Annotated in this window: 15 protein-coding genes; 3 read left to right on the top strand and 12 right to left on the bottom strand. The window is 68.4% G+C overall.

Annotated features, from left to right (window positions below; translation table 11 throughout):
* Nucleotides 1-3: 3 nt before the first annotated feature.
* From TZ00_RS17120 to TZ00_RS17100, 5 genes are read right to left on the bottom strand one after another with little or no spacing between them, the layout of a single operon-like run.
* Entirely contained in the window at nt 4-1,416 is a 1,413-nt protein-coding gene (locus TZ00_RS17120) for an amidase (protein ID WP_044443587.1), read from the bottom strand.
* On the bottom strand, nt 1,416-3,416 hold the full coding sequence (locus tag TZ00_RS17115) for a primary-amine oxidase (RefSeq protein ID WP_084606254.1): 2,001 nt from the start codon (nt 3,414-3,416) through the stop codon (nt 1,416-1,418). The genes TZ00_RS17120 and TZ00_RS17115 overlap by 1 nt, the downstream gene beginning before the upstream one ends.
* A 30-nt stretch (nt 3,417-3,446) precedes the next feature.
* Nucleotides 3,447-4,979 (bottom strand): gamma-glutamyltransferase, encoded by a 1,533-nt coding sequence (locus TZ00_RS17110; protein WP_044443586.1) that lies wholly within the window; start codon nt 4,977-4,979, stop codon nt 3,447-3,449.
* Complete coding sequence (locus TZ00_RS17105; RefSeq protein ID WP_044443585.1) at nt 4,976-6,067, bottom strand: FAD-dependent oxidoreductase; 1,092 nt, start codon at nt 6,065-6,067, stop codon at nt 4,976-4,978. Before TZ00_RS17105 ends, TZ00_RS17110 begins: the two co-directional genes overlap by 4 nt.
* The gene (locus TZ00_RS17100; RefSeq protein ID WP_052521668.1) at nt 6,064-7,305 is read right to left on the bottom strand and encodes an aminotransferase class V-fold PLP-dependent enzyme; all 1,242 of its coding nucleotides are present in this window, start codon (nt 7,303-7,305) and stop codon (nt 6,064-6,066) included. Before TZ00_RS17100 ends, TZ00_RS17105 begins: the two co-directional genes overlap by 4 nt.
* Nucleotides 7,306-7,398: 93 nt before the next feature.
* Here TZ00_RS17100 and TZ00_RS20040 point away from each other — a divergent pair, with 93 nt between their 5' ends.
* Together TZ00_RS20040 and TZ00_RS17090 are read left to right on the top strand one after the other, a co-directional pair.
* The gene (locus TZ00_RS20040; protein WP_044443584.1) at nt 7,399-7,905 is read left to right on the top strand and encodes a RidA family protein; all 507 of its coding nucleotides are present in this window, start codon (nt 7,399-7,401) and stop codon (nt 7,903-7,905) included.
* Complete coding sequence (locus TZ00_RS17090; protein WP_044443583.1) at nt 7,902-9,119, top strand: MFS transporter; 1,218 nt, start codon at nt 7,902-7,904, stop codon at nt 9,117-9,119. Before TZ00_RS20040 ends, TZ00_RS17090 begins: the two co-directional genes overlap by 4 nt.
* 109 nt (nt 9,120-9,228) lie before the next feature.
* Here TZ00_RS17090 and TZ00_RS17085 read toward each other — a convergent pair whose 3' ends face one another.
* The 3 genes from TZ00_RS17085 to TZ00_RS17075 all read right to left on the bottom strand — a co-directional run bounded on the left by TZ00_RS17085 (nt 9,229) and on the right by TZ00_RS17075 (nt 12,303).
* The gene (locus tag TZ00_RS17085; protein ID WP_044443582.1) at nt 9,229-10,683 is read right to left on the bottom strand and encodes an aldehyde dehydrogenase family protein; all 1,455 of its coding nucleotides are present in this window, start codon (nt 10,681-10,683) and stop codon (nt 9,229-9,231) included.
* A gap of 31 nt (nt 10,684-10,714) precedes the next feature.
* Nucleotides 10,715-11,737: a phosphotriesterase family protein gene (locus tag TZ00_RS17080; protein WP_044443581.1), complete on the bottom strand. Its 1,023-nt coding sequence runs from the start codon at nt 11,735-11,737 to the stop codon at nt 10,715-10,717.
* A gap of 86 nt (nt 11,738-11,823) precedes the next feature.
* The gene (locus TZ00_RS17075) at nt 11,824-12,303 is read right to left on the bottom strand and encodes a DUF2000 domain-containing protein (protein WP_044443580.1); all 480 of its coding nucleotides are present in this window, start codon (nt 12,301-12,303) and stop codon (nt 11,824-11,826) included.
* A gap of 101 nt (nt 12,304-12,404) precedes the next feature.
* Between TZ00_RS17075 and TZ00_RS17070 the strand changes: the two genes are divergently transcribed.
* Nucleotides 12,405-12,893 carry an Lrp/AsnC family transcriptional regulator gene (locus TZ00_RS17070; protein ID WP_238579742.1) on the top strand — a complete coding sequence of 163 codons (489 nt, stop codon included), beginning with the start codon at nt 12,405-12,407 and terminating at the stop codon, nt 12,891-12,893.
* Here the strand turns inward: TZ00_RS17070 and TZ00_RS17065 are convergent, their stop codons facing one another.
* From TZ00_RS17065 to TZ00_RS17050, 4 genes are all read right to left on the bottom strand, one after another.
* Nucleotides 12,894-13,160, bottom strand: coding sequence for a Txe/YoeB family addiction module toxin (locus TZ00_RS17065; RefSeq protein ID WP_044443576.1), 267 nt, complete (start codon nt 13,158-13,160; stop codon nt 12,894-12,896).
* Complete coding sequence (locus tag TZ00_RS17060) at nt 13,157-13,447, bottom strand: type II toxin-antitoxin system Phd/YefM family antitoxin (RefSeq protein WP_338010802.1); 291 nt, start codon at nt 13,445-13,447, stop codon at nt 13,157-13,159. The genes TZ00_RS17065 and TZ00_RS17060 overlap by 4 nt, the downstream gene beginning before the upstream one ends.
* A 13-nt stretch (nt 13,448-13,460) precedes the next feature.
* Nucleotides 13,461-15,743: an RNA polymerase recycling motor ATPase HelR gene (gene helR / locus TZ00_RS17055; protein WP_044443575.1), complete on the bottom strand. Its 2,283-nt coding sequence runs from the start codon at nt 15,741-15,743 to the stop codon at nt 13,461-13,463.
* A gap of 165 nt (nt 15,744-15,908) precedes the next feature.
* The gene (locus TZ00_RS17050) at nt 15,909-16,889 is read right to left on the bottom strand and encodes a hypothetical protein (RefSeq protein ID WP_044443573.1); all 981 of its coding nucleotides are present in this window, start codon (nt 16,887-16,889) and stop codon (nt 15,909-15,911) included.
* Nucleotides 16,890-16,914: the final 25 nt, after the last annotated feature.

Below are 16,914 nucleotides of genomic sequence, written 5' to 3'. Positions count from 1 at the left end.
GTCTCAGAATGACGGCGTCCGGAAAATCCAGCCCGTCGCCTCCTCGATGGCACGCGTCACCTCGAGCAGCTGCGCCTCTCGGCCGTGTCGACCCACGACCTGAACACCCACGGGCAACCCCTCGCCGGTGAAACCGGCTGAGGTGACCACGACCGGATGCGCCGCGAGGGTCAGGCGATTGGCCAGCATCTGCCAGGTGAAGTAGCGGTCGAAGCGATGGCCGTCGACCGTCTGCACCCACTCGAGCCCGGCATCCGGAGCAACCACCGGCGTCGCGGGCAGAATCAGCACGTCGTAGCGGTCGAGCACAGCGGCGGTGTCGCGGAACAGCCGCGTTCGTCGCTCGTACGCATCGGCCAACTGCGTTGCGGTCGTGGCGCGACCCTGCTCGACGTTGCGGAGGTAGTCGGGGCGGAATCCGGTTGCGCCGGCGTCGACCGCGTGCCGCCCGCCGAGAAAGAACTCGAAGGTCTCGATGGTCTCCCACGCCTCGTCGGCGCCGGCGAAGTCGGGTTCGGCGGGCTCGACGATCGCGCCGAGGGCCGCGAGCTGCTCGGCGAAGGCGGCGTGCACGGCGGCGATCTCCGGGTCGATCGGCAGCCCGCCGGCGTCGGCGCTCCAAGCGACGCGCAGGCCGTCGACCGTGACGGGCGTCGCGGGGTGACTGGGCAGGGCGGAGAGCGGCCAGACCGATTTCTCGACCGCGAGCGCGTCGAGGAAGAGCGCGGCGTCGGCCGAGTCCCTGGCCATCGGCCCCGTGACCCCGTGCGGAGTCCACGCGTTGCCGGTGCGCCCGCTGGCGACGCGACCCGGGCTGGGGCGCACTCCGACGACGTTGCAGAACGCGGCCGGGTAGCGCAGGCTGCCCCCACTGTCGGAGCCGTCGGCGATCGGCAGCATCCGGGCTGACAGAGCGGCGGCGGCCCCGCCACTCGAGCCTCCCGCGTGCCGACCGAGGTCCCACGGGTTGACCGTCGTGCCGAAGACCGGGTTGAACGTCAGCACGCCCTGACCCATCTCGGGTGTGTTCGTCTTGCCGATCACGAGCGCCCCGGCCTCGCGAAGCAGTGTCGCGAGAACGCTGTCGTGGGCCGCGGGAGGCGCATCGGCGAACGCGGCGGAGCCGTTGGTCGTCGGGAAGCCGGCGACATCCATCAGGTCTTTGACCGCGGTCGGCAGACCGTGCAGCGGCGGCAGCGACGCGCCCTCGGCCCGGGCCTCGGCGGTGCGTTTGTCAGCAGCCTCGGCGGCGGCGAGAGACACGCTGTCGGGCTGCTGCGAGACGACGGCCCGGATGGCGGGGTTGCGCTCCTCGATGCGACCCAGATGCGCCCGCATGACATCGACGGCCGATACCTCGCCGCCGGCGATCGCTCCGGCAAGCCTCACGGCGCTCCAGTCGGCGAGGCTCTCCATCAACGACCGCCCTCGTGGTCGTGCTGCTGCTCGGTGTGCTCCATGCCCCCGTGCGCGCCGCGGTGGGCCTGATGCGCATGGGCACCGTCGCCGGCCGCAGGCGCGGCGCAGTGATCGGATTCGGCCGACGGCGGCACGTCGAGCGAGGGGTTTCGGTCGAAGAATCCATCGGGCTCGAGTCGCAGGCCGATGTGGTCGACCGGCATGATGGGCCACTGCTCGGGGCGGGGAAAGTGGTGCACGCCGAGCACAGGCCAGAGCACGAGCCGCTCGTTCTCGAGCGAGCGGTCGGCCCGCTGCCAGACGTGCACGCCGTCGTCTCCGAGCTCGCCCTGATTGGGGTACTCGCCCGCGATGTAACGCTGCTCGGGGTCAAAAGCACTCGCCCACAGATGCTGGCCCACGAACGGTGCCTTGCGCTCGACGACGCTGCCCGGGCGGGCGTACAACTGAGCAGTGTTCTGGATGGCGAGACGGTAGGCGGTGCTGTCTCCGTAGCGGTTGAGTGCGGATTCGCTCTCGACCCTCCAGTGCAGAGCCTTCGACGGGTCGGCCCGTCGGGCACCGAGCGACTCCGACGAGATCGGTGTCTCGACCGCGATGCAGGCGTTGCCCCACGGGTTGAGCGCCTCGTCGGGCTCGGGCTCCGCGTGCACCTCCACCAGGCGATTGCGTGCGCCGTCGACCGCCATGTCGAGGCGCACGGCGAAGTAGTGCTGGTGGGTGGGGGCCTGCACGTTCGGGGCGACCATGCGTCCGTAACGCGGGCGCTCTCCATCGGCGATGCCCGACACCGACATAAGGCCGGTGAGCTTGACCTCGAGTTCGATCGATCCGTCTTGATAGAGCGACCAGTAGAAGCCGTAGTCGTAGTTGGCCACGGTGGCGAAGCTCGAGATCACGAGCCGCCGGCTGCGGCGCACCTCGGCGCTTCCGGTGCGTGTGTTGACGTGCTTCCAGAGAATCGAGTCGTCTTCTTCGTGAATGCAGATGCCGTTGACGATCGTCTGCGGCTCACCGCTGCCATCGAGGTACTCAACGTCGAAGTAGCGGATCTCGCCGAGGCAGTCGCAGCCGAGCTCCAGGCTCGCGGTCAGAGGCCCCGCGCCGTACTCGCCCCAGTCGAAGAAGTTCTTGCGATAGGCGGTCGGGTCGCTGTCGAGGTACGGCACATACATCTCGTTCACCGCGGCCCGGTCGAGCACGGGACGCTGGGCGTCGCCGTCGCGATAGCTCACGTCGTGCAGCACCAGCCCCTCGCGGTGGCTGAAGCCCACGCGGAACGACCAGTTCTGCCAGGTGACCTTGTGCCCGTCGATCGCGAAGCCGGGTCCCTCCGACTGCACGATGTCGAGCGGGGCAACCGTTCGGTCGGCACCCCAGGTGCCCGAGGTGTAGACGCCCGTCTCGGTGTTCATCGGAATCACACCGTGATCCTCGATGCGGATCACCTCGAGAGTGTCGAGGTCGAGAATCGGCACGAGCCCCGCCACGGGGCGGGCGTAGCCGTTGTCCTCCGGAAACTCCCGGTACCAGACGGTTCCCCAGCTCAGCCGGCGGTCGGCGAGGTCTTCGGGCACGAAGCCGGTGATCGACTCGGGGTCGACCCAGACCAGCGACGTGTCGGTGATGCCCCGCTTCGCGAGCGCCTCGACGAGCAGCGGCGAGTCGCGTGCCGCTCGGGCGATCAGGCGGGCCTCGTCACTCGAGACTCCCGGGCGCCGGTGATCGACGTCCGACCAGACCTCGACGATGGCTTCGCTCGTCGGTCCGGCCGTCCAGCCGCGCACCTCCCAGGATGCGTGGGCATCGGGATTCATCACGACGAGACGCACGGGTCGCGCGTCTCCCGGCCGCAGCGTCTTCGCCTTCTCCTCATCGAGAGAGATGCCCCAGAAACGGGGGCGCTCTCCGATGCGATCGCTGGTGCGCACGGCCGCGACGAACGAGGCGATCTCGGCAGAGGTGAGGGGGTCGAGAACGTGAGCGGAGCTGGTCATGGCTTCCTTCGGGTCGTGAGGTGGTCAGGTTCAGAGGGTGTCGAAGACGAGGGCACGCCCGTCTGCGCGCGGATCGCTCGCGGCGTCGAGTCGACCGTCGGCGTGCAGGCGCACGGCCTGCACATGCCCGGCATCGTCGATCAGGCCCTCCGTCGTGACGACGGGCAGGTCCCGGCCGCGCGCGGCGGCCTCCGCAGCGGGCAGTCCGGGCTCGGCAACGAGGGTCATCACCTCGTATCCCAGGTCGCGGGCGCCGATGACGAAGCGCGACCGCCCAAGCGTGGTGGTCGGATCGGCGGAGGAATCGAGGAGTTCTGCAACGACCTGCGCGAGAATCCACGGCTGGGCACTGCCGCCCTGACAGCCGAGTCCGAGCACGAGCTCGTCGGTCTCGGCGATCACGGGCAGCAGGGTGTGCGGCGGCCGCAGACCGGGGCCGATACGGCCAGGATGCGCGGGGTCGGTGCTGAACGCCGAGCCCCGGTTGTGCAGCACCACGCCCGTGGCCGGATCGAGGATGCCCGAACCGAAGAGCTGGTACACGCTCTGAATGAGGGTCACGACCGTTCCGTCGCTGTCCGCGGCGGTGACCGCCACCGTGTCGCCCAACGCGCGCCCTGCCCGAGGCAGCGATCCCTGCTGCTCGCGCGAGCGCGGCGCGAGCATGGCATCGATGTCGATGGGGCCGCCGCGCGGATCTCCGAGCTGCGACTGCCGCACCAGCGCGGCGTCATGAACGGCCGCGACGAGTTCGGCGACATCGTCGCCGAGAGCCTCGGGCAGGATGCCGAGCAGAACGACGCCCTGAGTGGGAGGCGGGGCTACCCACCAGCGCACGCCACCCGTCGACGCCTCTACCGGGTCGAGCAGCTCCGCGTCGTGAGCGGCGAAGTCGGCCTCTGCGTGCGCGCCGCCGAGGGCGCGCAGCCGCGCCGCAATCGACGCGCCGATGCTTCCGCTGTACATGGCGTCGGGGTCGACCGCGAGCTGTTCGAGCGTGGCCGCGAGCGCCGGCTGCACGATGCGATCACCCTCGACCGCGAGACCGCCGTCGCCCATGCCGAAGACTCCGCGCATCCCTTCGTCGGCCAACAGCTCGTCGGTGCGAATCGCGATGGCGCGCGCCAGGCCGGCCGAGACGGCGAAGCCGTCTGCCGCGCGGCGGGCCGCACCACGCAGTGGAGCCCCGAGGCCGAGCCGCGAGCCGAGCCCGTCGAGAGCCCGCCATCCGGCCACCACCCCAGGAACCGTGACGGTCTGTGCGCCCTGTTTGGGCATCCGATCTTCGCGTGCGAGCGCGTCGACGTCGACGTCGGCCGGCGATGCGCCCACCGACACCACCGCGGTCACACCGAGGCCGGGGCGGCGCACGAGTGCCACGAGGTCGCCGCCGATCGCGCACTGGTGAGGGTAGACAACCGTGAGCATGGCAGCGGCAGCGAGAGCCGCGTCAATAGCATTGCCGCCCGCCGCGATCGCCTCGGATGCCGCCTCGATCGCCGCGGGGTGCGGGGCGGCCACGGCGATGTGTCGGACGGGCGGCTGATCTGGCTTGGACGTCATACGAGAGCCTCCATACGGGCGGGGCTGAGGAAGTCGAGATCGGGGCGCGCAACTCCTGTGACCAGGTCGGCGACGGCCTCGCCGATGGCTGGACCGAACTTGAATCCGTGACCGGAGCAGGGCGCGGCGATGACCACCTCGGGCGAGGAGGGCAGCGCGCCGACGACGAAGCGCTTGTCGGGCGTCATCGTGTAGAGACAGGCCGCGGCCTCGCCGCCGTCGGTGTCGATGCCGGGCACGAACGAGCGCAGCAGCCCGGCGAGGTGCTCGATCTCGGCCTCCGTCGGCGCCGCGACCGGCACGTCGGGGTTCCAGATCGGGCCCGCGTCGATGCCGATCTTGGCGCCCGATCCGGATGCCTCGGGCAGGCCGAAGACGAGGCCCTCCGGTAGATCGACCGAGAAGCATCCGAGAGCCGGAGGCTGGGCGATGGCTTGACCGGCGGGAACGGTGAGGGTGACGATGCGCCACACCTCGAAGAAGCTCGCCGCTCTCGGCACGAGCGTCGACGCCCACGCTCCCCCGGCGAGAACGAGCCGCCGTGTGCGGATCGTGCCAGACGAGGTGCGCACGGTCACGATGCCGTCGTCGATCGTCCAGCCCCGGACCGCCTCGTCGAAGCGGAGTTCTGCCCCCTTCGCGCGTGCCGCACCGTGGGCGTACGCGAGAGCACCTGCCGCATCGATGACGCCCGCGTCGGGATCATGCACCACGCCGTAGTCTGTCGGCGGCCGGAACGACGGGCCGACCTCGGTCAGCTCGCCGGATGCCAGCGGCACGCTTCGACCGCCCTGCAACGACTGCGCGCCGCGGTGCGCGTAGAACCCGCCGGTCGTCTCCACGAATGACCGGCCGGCAGCGAGACCCCAGCGATCCCAGCCGAGATAGGCGCGCTCGACGAGCGCGTTCCAGACCGGATGCGGGTAGGCACGCCGGATCATGCGGGTCGCGCCGTGCGACGACCCGCGCGAGTGCGCCGCGCCGAACTGCTCGACACCGACGACGTCAAGACCGCGCTGCGCGAGTTCGAGAACGGCCGCAGAGCCATGGATGCCGAGGCCGAGCACGACCACGTCGCGGACGATCATCGTGCACCCCCCGACTGCGCGATGTCGGTGACACGATCGAGCAGCGCCACAGCGTCATCCTCGTTGTTGTACACATGAGGCGACACCCGCACGATGCTGGGGATTCCGCGCGCGCCGAGATCCCACTGGGCGTGGCTGGCCGGCACGGCGATGGAGTCGATGCGAGCCTCTCGCAGCAGAGCGCTGACCTGCTTGCCCGCGATGTCGTTCACGGTGAAGGTCACGAGTCCCGACAAAGAAGCGGGTGGATCGGTGACCTCGACGCCATCGATGGCCGCAAGACCCTCGCGAAGCCGAACGCCGAAGTTCACGAGATAGGACTCCGTCACGGTCTGGCCGCGCGAGATCGCCTCGTTCAGCGCGACGCCCAGGCCGAGGCGGGCCGCTACCGACGACTCCCACGTCTCGAGCTGACGTGCGCCTGCTTCCATGGTCCACTCCTCCGCGCTGGTCCACACCGAGCCTCGCACGTCGGGCGCCCAACCGCCCAAGCCGTCGAGCATGCCGGTGCGAACGTACGCGAGCCCCGTTCCCCGGGGCCCCCGAAGGTATTTGCGCCCCGTCGAGACCAGCGCATCGATGTCGAGAGCGCGCACGTCGATATCGAGATGACCAACAGATTGGGTCGCGTCGAGAACGGTGATAGCGCCGAACCGGCGCCCCAGGGCGCTGATCTCCGCGATGGGCTCGACGAGTCCAGACGAGGTGGGAATGTGCACGGCACTGATCACGACGCGGCCGGACGCCGTGGCCAGGGCGTAGTCGAGCGCTTGCAGATCCATCGCACCCGTCGCATCCGTCGGAATGACCTCGAGATGCACGCCGCTGTAGCGCTTGAGGGTGAGTAGCCGCAGCGCCTGGCTCACATAGCTGGAGCGAGGAGCGATGACGGTGTCGCCCTCACCCAGTCGGAGGGCGTCGAAGATGGCTCTGAGCGCGGTGGTCGCACTGTCGAAGCACGCGATCTCGTGGGCTGCAGCTCCCAGGAGCGTCGCCGCGGCCGAGTAGACGGTGGCCAGATCGTCGGCACGATGATTCGCGGCCTCGTAGCCTCCGAGCCGCTGCTCGAGACGCAGATGATCCACCATGGTCTCGACCACGCTGTCGCTCATCAGTCCGGCCCCGGCCGCATTGAAGTAATGGCGACCGACCGAGCCGGCGGTGCGCTCGCGTTCCGCGGCGACGTCGACCATGCCCGCTGCCGCGACGGTGGCTCCGCCTTCGAGACCGATCGTCATCCGCGGGTCCTTCCTGATCGGCACCTCGGACGGTGCATAATGGATCCCATACTAATCAGGTTGTATCCACTTAAGCGAGTCAGAGGACAAACCGTGGCCCACTCCGCCGAAGCCAGAGCACGCGAACTCGGTCTCGAGATTCCCGACTACTCCAATCCGCCCTATGGAGGTCGCTACGGCAGCTCGCTACGGGCGTTCCACCGCACCGGCGATCTACTCGAGCTCAGCGGAATCACACCGGAGTCGCGAAGCGGAGAGCTGCTGCACCCCGGAAGCGTCGATGTCGACATCTCTCTCGACCAGGCACGCGAGGCGGCTCGCTACACCGCCGTCAACGCGCTGGGTATGATCCGCTACGCCCTCGGCAGCCTCGATGAGGTCGCGGCGCTGTCGCGTGGACTCTGCTTCGTTCTCTGTCCTCCGGGCTTCACCCGCCTGAACGAGGTCTCCAACGCCGCGAGCGATCTGCTCTTCGACGTGTTCGGCCCCGAGGTCGGCCGCATGGGGCGCGCGTCGATCGGAGCGACGGCTCTGTCTCGAAATGCCTGCTTCGAGCTGTGGCTGAGCCTCGAGTGCCGACCCCGACCGTCTAGCGAGTGAGACCGCTCGCCGCTACCGGCACGAAGGGCGTCGCGTTCTGGACGCTGGTGCTGGCATCGACGGCGGGGCACATCGTCAACGGCGCCACCACGCCGGTCATCCCCAGGCTTGCAGAGGACCAGCTCGGCGCAGGTGCGGCCGTCGGCGGACTGCTCGTGTCACTGGCCGCGTTCGCCTCGATCATCGCGATGCCCATCGCCGGAGCGCTGACCGATCGCTGGGGGCCCCGGCGCGTCATCGCCGGCTCGGCCGTGCTCAGCGCCGCCGGACTGGTTCTCGTGCTGGTGATGCTCACAGTGCCGAGCCTGGCCACGAGCCGCATCGTCTTCGGCGCCGGTAACGCGGCGGTAGCCACAGCCCTGACGGCCTGGGTGGTCGCCGAGACACCCGCAGGACAGCGGGGCCGAGCGCTCGGCTTCTTCGGCCTCAGCGTGTGGGTCGGGCTGGCCCTCGGGCCCGTGCTCGGCGAGAACCTGCTGCAGCTCTTCGGCTACCGGGCGGTCTGGGCGACCGCGGTGGCCGTGCAGCTCGCGGGCCTGTTCCTGGCCATGCTGGCGCGCGACGGCAGCGCCCCGCCCCGCGCGGCGATCGATCGCGCCGCACCTGTATCCGGCGGCAGGCCCATCGTCGTCACCCTGCTGCGCCCCGGAAGCGTGGGATTCATCGCCTGGGCCGCAGAGGGATTCCTCATCGCCTTCCTCATCGCGCACCTCGTCGGCCACGGGGTCCAGACGCAGGGACTCTTCGGGGCCGCGAACGTGTTCACCGTCTTCGCCCTCAGCGTCGTGGCGTCACGCCTGCTCCTCGGAGGGCTGCCCGATCACATCGGCGCGACCATCACCGCCCGCATCAGCCTCGCGGTGCTGGCGGCGGGCCTCTCGGTTCTCGCGTTCGCCAGCGACTTCCCGTCTGCGGCAGTGGGCGCCGTGCTCATCGGCGTCGGGTACTCGCCGCTGTTCCCCGCGCTCACTCTGCTCTCGACCCAGCAGCTTCCTCGCGACAGACGGGCGACCAGCGTCGGCGTCTTCTCGGCCTTCACGAGCGCCGGCTACGCGACGGGCTCACTCGTCGGCGGCCTGCTCGTCTCCACCCTCGGCTCACGCGAGGCGCTGGTGATCCTTGCCGTGCTGCAGCTCGCCGCCATCCCGATTCTGAGCCGACGGCTCGAGGGCGGCAGGGGAGTCGCCCCCGCGGTCGAGCCGCCGCTCGTCTGAGCGAGCCGGCGCATCCAGTGTGCAGAAATGGCCCGTGCGAATCAACGCGACGAACCATTTGTACACACTCGACGGCCTCGCGGGATCGCGGGGTCGCGACGTGCGCGCGTCAGAGCGCGATGACCACGCTCTTCGACTCGCAGAACGAACGCAGCGCCTCTTCGCCGAGGTCGCGGCCGAGACCCGACTCGCCCACGCCACCGAACGACAGCGCCGGGTCGAAGATGTTGTACGTGTTCACCCAGACCGTTCCGGCCCGAAGTCGCTGGCCCATGCGGTGCGCCCGCGCGAGGTCACGCGTCCACACACCGGCCGCGAGTCCGTAGCTCTGATCGTTGGCGATCGCCACGGCCTCGTCTTCATCGTCGAACGGAATGATGCCCACGACCGGCCCGAAGATCTCCTCGCGGGCGATGGTCATGTCGTTGGTGACCCCCGTGAAGAGCGTGGGCTCCACGTAGTATCCGGCTCGGTCGGGTACGCCGCCGCCCACAGCCACGGTCGCCCCCTCTTCCTGTCCACGGGCGATGTAGCCGAGCACCTGCTGGCGCTGCTCCTCCGACACGAGCGGGCCGACGGTCACGCCACCCGCGAGGCCGTCTCCGAGCGATACCCGGCCCACGGCATCCGCGAGCCGCTTGGTCGTCTCGTCGAGAATCGACCGCTGCACGAGCAGTCGGCTACCGGCGGTGCACATCTGGCCGGAGTGCCCGAACGAGGCGCGCATCGCCGTGAGCACGGCCGCGTCGAGATCGGCGTCTTCGAAGACGATGTTGGGGCTCTTGCCGCCGAGCTCGAGCGTCAGGCGTTTGAAGTCGGCGCTGGCCGCGGTCATGACCTTTCGGCCCACCTCGGTGCTTCCGGTGAACGACACCTTGTCGATACCCGGATGCGCCGTGAGAGCAGCGCCGACCCTGCCGTCGCCGGTCAGCACCTGCACAACGCCGGCAGGCACTCCGGCCTCCTCGCAGATCGCCGCCAGCCGCAGCATGGTGACCGGGGTCTGCTCGGCGGGCTTCACGATGATCGCGCACCCCGCCGCGAGCGCGGGCGCGACCTTGAAGCTCGCGGTCATGATCGGAAAGTTCCAGGGCAGAATGACCGCCGCGACACCGACAGGCTCCATGGTCGTGTACACGTGGTGCTGACCGCCATCGATGGGGATGACCGTTCCGGTCAGCCGCGACGGAGCGCCCGCGTAGTAGCGGAAGACACGGGCCGAGGTCGCGGTGTCAGCACGCGAGCGTTCGATCGGCTTGCCGTTGTCGCGCGTCTCGAGCTGGGCCAGCTCTTCGAGGCGCTCTTCGATCAGATCTGCGACCCGATTCAGGATGCGGCTGCGATCGTGGGGGGTCATTCCGCTCCACCGGCGGTCGTCGTGCGCGCGCCTGGCCGCGGCGACCGCGGCGTCGATCTGGGCCGGGTCGGCCTGCGGCACTCTCGTCAGGAGCTCCTCGGTCGCCGGGTCGATCACGTCGATCAGTTCGGCACCCTCCGGCGTCACCCAGGCGCCATCGAGGAGGTACGGCTCGATGCTCGCGAGCGGGGAAAGCTGGTTTCTCATTGGATCCTCCGGGATGGATGGCGGGGTGAAGTCAGGCGGGTCGATCGAGCAGCCGTGCCGGCTCGAGCGCGGTCATACGGTGAAGCACCTCGTCGGAGACTCCGAGCAGCCTCAGTCCCGGAACGACCCGGGCGGTGAGGTGGTCGAAGCCGTGGCCGCCGAATCGGCGAAGCTGGCCCTTCGTCCAGGTGCTGTGCCCCAGCACCCATCGAATGCCGGGGGCGTCTTCGAGAAGGGCGAGCAGGGCATCCCACCGTTGCGGATCGCTCGCGTTACGGATTCGACCGACGTGCGCTCCCTCGTTGCCGAAGCACATCTCCAAGACCGCGCCGGCCTGGCCCAGGTCGCGCAGGTAGGGCAGATCGAGGAACTCGTCGACCGTGGAGAACACGACCCGCGTCGGATCGACGCCGAGGCCGATCAGATGCTCGAGCACCTCGACGCCGTTGCGCGCATCGGCGGCGAGCCGCACAGTGATGGCGGACCCGGTTGTCACGGCGGCGCGACCGGCCGCCGTGAGGCTGCGACGCTCCTCGTCGCCATCCGGGGCCTGGAACGCACCGGTCGTTCCCATGAGGCCGAGGATGCCGGCGCGGTAGTCGGCGCCGGGAACGGCCTCGGTCAGTGCCCGCTCGAACAGTGCCGTGCGCCCATCTTCGTCGAGTGCCAGATACCACTCGGGCAGCAGCCGAGGCAGGTAGGCGCCATAGCCTGCAACGACGTGCACTCCGGAGCGGCGAGCAAGCTCCGGGAGCCGCTCGGCGTCGGGCCCGAAGCCGAGCGAACTGAGGTCGACGACGGCCCCGAGTCCGGCGTGCGCGCCACCCGCCACCTCGTCGACCAGCAGATCGAGGTCGTCGAGGCGCAGGTTGTCGGCGAGCGCCAGCTGGCTCCAGCGCAGTGCGGCGGCGAGCTCGGCCGTGACGGGCTGATTCGGGTCGAGGGCCTCGACTCCCGGTCGCTGCAGCGCGCTCGCATCGGTCAACACGTGCTCGTGCATCGAGACGGAGCCGAGAGCGTCCGCCTGGACCGGCCCGAGTACGGTCTGGATCACCTGAGCCTCCCTCGCGACAGAAGCCTCGGCTTCGAACAATAGGATCCAATGTACACGCTTATGTATCCGATAGTGTGTGTGCGGATCTACGCCATCAGCGGCAGCCGACCCACGATCTTGTCGATACGGTTCTTGGGACCGACCAGGCTCACAGCCAGATACTCGATCCGGTCGGCATCGCTCGACGACATCGCCCCGAGGTACTCGTCGTAGACACGGGTGGTCTGCGCCGCCTCGGGCATGTCGGCCACGAACGTCGCCTCGTGAGCCTCGCCTCTCGCTCGAATTGCGCGCAGGGTCTCAGCATCGGCCGTCAGAACAGAACAGCCGGCCCACGGCAGACCCGGATGCGCAACGCCGGCCGCATCGACGGCATCCGGCCCAAGAAGGCCACCCACCGCCTTCACCGTCGCGCCCGCGACGCACACGGCAGCGTTGACCGCTCGGCCGGCGGGAATCGAGTCGTTGATCACGACCACCCACTTCAAGCGCGCGGCCCTGGTGGGCGCGGACGTGTCGATCTCGTCAGCGCTGAAGCCGACGACAGAAGAAAGTGAGTCAGACATGAATGCTCCGGATCGTGAACGAACAGCAATACCGGCACAGCGTACGGTTATCAACAGGTTTCACGCACAGAATCCGAACTTAATTTGGTAAAAGGAGAAATATGACCGATATGGACGAACTAGATCTCGCGATTCTTCGGGAATTGCAGTCAGATGCACGCAAGACCAATCGCGATCTGGCGGCCACGGTCGGTGTCTCGCCCACCACCGCCCTCGAGCGCACTCGGAGCCTGCGCACGCGCGGCGTGATCACAGGCGCCAGCCTCGATGTAGACCTGGGCTCGATCGGCCGGGGCGTGCAGGCACTCGTGGCGGTCCGCATCCGGCCACCCTCGCGCGAGGTGATCGAGGCCTTTCGCGACTGGGTCAGCGCGCTGCCCGAGACGCTCGGCGTCTTCGTCACCACAGGCAACGACGACTTCATCATTCACGTCGGGGTGCGCCACAACGACGATCTCTACGCCTTCGTCATCGACCGACTGACCCAAAGGCGCGAGGTCGCCGATGTGCGAACGACCGTCGTCTACGAACACATCCGTAACCGGGCCGTGGTTCCGGCAGAGCCGCAGGCAGGTCGGGGCAAACGTTGATCAGTAGTGGTAACGCGCCTGCAGAATCGTGATGCGCTCATCGCTCGCGACGTAGACCAGCCTGTTGGTCTCATCGATACGGCGAGACCACGCGCCCGCAAGGGCGTGCTTCAGAGCCTCGGGCTTGCCGATGCCTTCGAACGGATCGTCACGAAGAATGTCCGCGATCAGCAGATTGATGCGCTTGAGCACCTTGCGATCTTGGCCCTGCCAATAGAGGTAGTCCTCCCAGGCTTCCGACGTCCAAGCGATCTTCCGAACGCTCACGGCTCGATGAGCTCATGCTCTTCGGCGCCTCCCGATCGCGCATTCTCGAGCGCACTCAAGAGGCGGCGAGCGTTCTTCGGCGAGCGAAGGAGATAGCTGGTTTCGACCAGAGCGTCATACTCGGTTTTCGACATCAACACTGCCGAACCACGCTTCGACGTGATCTCCACTTCGGTGTGATCGAGATTCACCCGCTCGATCAGGCCAAACAGGTCGCGACGAGCCTCGCTGGTAGTGATAGCCATCATTCCTCCTGAATCGTACAAGATATGGTACCACTCGAGCATTGAGTCGCACCGCTCAACTCGTCACGATGACCAGCTGCTGCGTGGCACGAGTCATCGCCACGTAGCGATCGACCGCTCCCCGAATGCCGTCACCGAACGCATCCGGATCGACGAGCACCACAAGGTCGAACTCGAGCCCCTTCGAGAGTTCAGGGGTGAGCACACTCACCCGATCGCGCGCAGAGCGGGCGAACGCGCCGTCGTCGATGGAGCGCTCGCCCGCTGACGGCGCGCTCGGCTGCGGCGCCGCGATCACGCACGCGATTCCCTCGTGCTGCGCGAGCCACTCGTCGAGGATCGAATCCAGCCGCGACGCCTCCGCGTGAAGCACTGGCACGCCGGTCGAGCGCACCGATGTGGGCACGTTCGCATCGGGCAGCGCGGCCCGGATGACGGGTGCCGCCTCAGTCATGACCTCGACGGGCGTGCGGTAGTTGATCGTGAGCGACGCCACCGTCACGGTGCCGAGCCCCACCCTCGGGAGCCGCTCCTCCCACGACTCCGAGAACCCCTGTCTTGCCTGGGCGCGGTCGCCCACGATGGTGAAGCTGCGCGAAGGGCAACGGGCGAGCAGCATCTGCCACTCGGCATCGGTGAGTTCCTGGGCCTCGTCGACCACCACGTGAGCAAAGGGGCCCGCCAGCTGATCGAGATCGCGCTGAGGCAGGGCGCTGTCGTCGACGAGGGCTCTGCGCAGGTCCTGCCCCCGCAGCATCGACATCACTTTCATGTCGGAGTCGTCGTTGGCGATGAGATCGTCGATCACCTCGCTCATGCGGGCGCGCTCCGCCGCTGCGGCAGCCTCGCTGCGACGTCGCAGACGCGACTCCTCCGGGTCACCCAGGCGCCGTCGCGCCAGGTCGAGAAGGGGAAGATCGGCGGTGGTCCACTCATCCGATGACTCTCGCTGCAGCAGCTCGACCTGCTCGTCGGTCAGCTCGGGTGCGCACCGCCGCAGAAACTGCGGCGACGACCACAGCAGCCGCACCAGCTCGGACGCCTCCACCAATGGCCACGCGCGGCTGAAAGCCAGCGCGAGCTCGCGGTCCGACGCGAGCGCCCGGCGAAGCCCCGCATCCGATGTCTCTACGCCCGACGAACCCGAGCCCCGCGAGTCGAACCCGTAGGCGTCGAACTCGTCGGTCGCCTCCTGCACCTCGTCGGCGTCTCGAAGCTGGTCGAGAAGAATGTCGAGCAGGGCATCCCACACCTGGTCTCGGGCCTCGTTATGCGCCGCCCCGGGGTCGGCCGCGTCGAACGCATCGGCCCAGTCGGCCGGGTCGACCCAGAGGTCGGCCCAGTCGGTCTCGATGGCGAGCCCGGTAGACGGCGGCCGCTCGTACGACCGCACGGCCGCCTCGATCACGCGGGTCACATCGATGGATGCCTTCAGCTCGGCCACCGCAGGATCGGTCTCGACGACCGCCCGCTCACCCTCCGCCACCAGCTCGCGCAGCGAGCAGGTCTGCACGCTCTCTTCGCCGAGGCTCGGCAGCACGTCGGAGACGTAGGCGAGGTATGCCGGGCTCGGCCCCACAAAGAGCACTCCGCCGTGCTGACCGGCCAGCCGTGGGTCGGAGTAGAGGAGGTAGGCGGTGCGGTGCAGCGCCACGACGGTCTTGCCGGTTCCAGGCCCGCCGTCTACGACGAGCGCGCCGCGCGAACCAGCCCGGATGATCGCATCCTGATCTGCCTGAATCGTGCCGAGCACGTCGCGCATGCGGGGCGAGCGACTGCTGCCGAGGCTGGCGATGAACGCCGACTGGTCGTCGAGCGCCGCGCGGCCGGCACGCGTCTCGCGCTCGGCGAGCTCGTCGGTGACGAAGAGCTCGTCCCAGTAGTCGGTGATGCGCCCGAGCGTCCAGCGATAGCGGCGCCGGCTGCGAAGGCCCATCGGATGCGCGTGGGTGGCGCCGAAGAACGGCTCGGCCGCGGGCGAACGCCAGTCGAGAACAAGGCGGCGGCCGTCGGAGTCGGTGAGGCCGAACCGCCCCACGTAGACCGGGTCGCCCTCACCGGGAACCATCCTGCCGAGACACAGATCGAGCCCGAACCGACTGAGCGCGCGCAGCCTCGCCGACAGCCGGTGCACCTCGAAGTCGCGGTCGAGCGCGCCCTGACCGGCGCCGGCCGGTGCGAGCTTCGCCTTATCGAGACTGGCAGACACCTCGGTTTTCGACTGCGCAAGGCTCCGCTCAATGGCTTCGAAATGCCGCTCGTCGTCGGCAATGAGGGCAGCGTCTGCCTTCGCGGCAAGCGCTGCGGGCAGGGCGAAAACATGAGCTGACACGGTCATGGGGGGCGACTCCACTTCGTCGGCTGCGGTCACGACCGCCCAGTCTGCGCCCCTACCGGGGTCTTGCCGCAAGACCCCCTCTCACCTATAATCTGGAAATGCAAGGACATGCCCCACGGCGGTCCTTTTTCTCGTTAAGTAACGGATGCCGCTCGCGTTGAGCGATCATTCGCCCGACAGATCGCAATACAGCAGTCGAGTGCGACCGTCGAAGAGCCATGCCCGCCCGTCACGAACGTCAAGAAGCGTGCTCTTCGACGCCCCGCGCGGCATGGACAGGGCCTCGAAGGAGCCGTCTGCGAAGGAGAGGATTCTCTGCTTGCCCTTCCACTCTCCCGAAGAGAACACCGGGGTCACTATGACCGCGTCGCCGTCCGATGTGATGCGCCCCTGCCAGCCGTGCTTTCCCGGCATTCGCTTCCACCCGAACTGTTCGTGGATCCGCTCCGCAACACTCCCGTCTTCGTTCACCCGGTCGACGGTGAAGAAGTCCGCGCCGTAGCGGAGCACGAACTCGTTCGAGCCCTCGGTAGAGACGAGGATGCCGCCATCGAAGTTCGCGACGTCGCCGACAATCGGCGGCGTCGGGTCACCGTTGCCGTCGAAGTCGTCGCTGCCATACCTATCCACGGGATACGCGGAAGGGTCGAGGCCGAAAGGAGTGCCCCAGCTGGCCAAGCCGGCGGTGAGGTCGATCCTCAGAGGAACGAGAGTACGTGCGCCAAATCTCGAACCTAGGCGTAGAACATAGGCTCCGCCGCGCTCGCCCCGTGCCGTGCTCGGTGTGAGTTGCAGCTCCGCCTGACGCAACTCGTGGGCCCCCTCGATCACATGATCGGCGACAACGGAGCACGCAGCGTCGAGAACCCGCACCGCATCGGTCGAGAGCACAACAGCGACCGATCCACCTCCCACGTCGACGATCACCTGCCCGCTGAAGACGTCTTCGACATCTGATGCCGACAGCGCGTGATGCGACAGGCCTTCTCGGTCCGCACGAACGATCCAGGTCTCCCACTCGTCGTGGTCTTTGACGTTCACGACACCCCAGAGCGCTCCGTCCCCAGCGACCAGAGCGGTCTTGGGCAAGTGGAACGCGTCAACGCCTTCCGGCAACGACACCTCAGCAACCAACGACAGCTTCACGGGCTCGATTCTCCCCCATGTCTTC

The sequence above is a fragment of the Agreia bicolorata genome, assembly GCF_000938265.1.
In the GTDB taxonomy this organism is placed as follows: Bacteria; Actinomycetota; Actinomycetes; order Actinomycetales; family Microbacteriaceae; genus Agreia; species Agreia bicolorata.
Note: the sequence above shows the minus strand (reverse complement) of the source record. Positions and strands in the feature narration are given on the sequence as shown.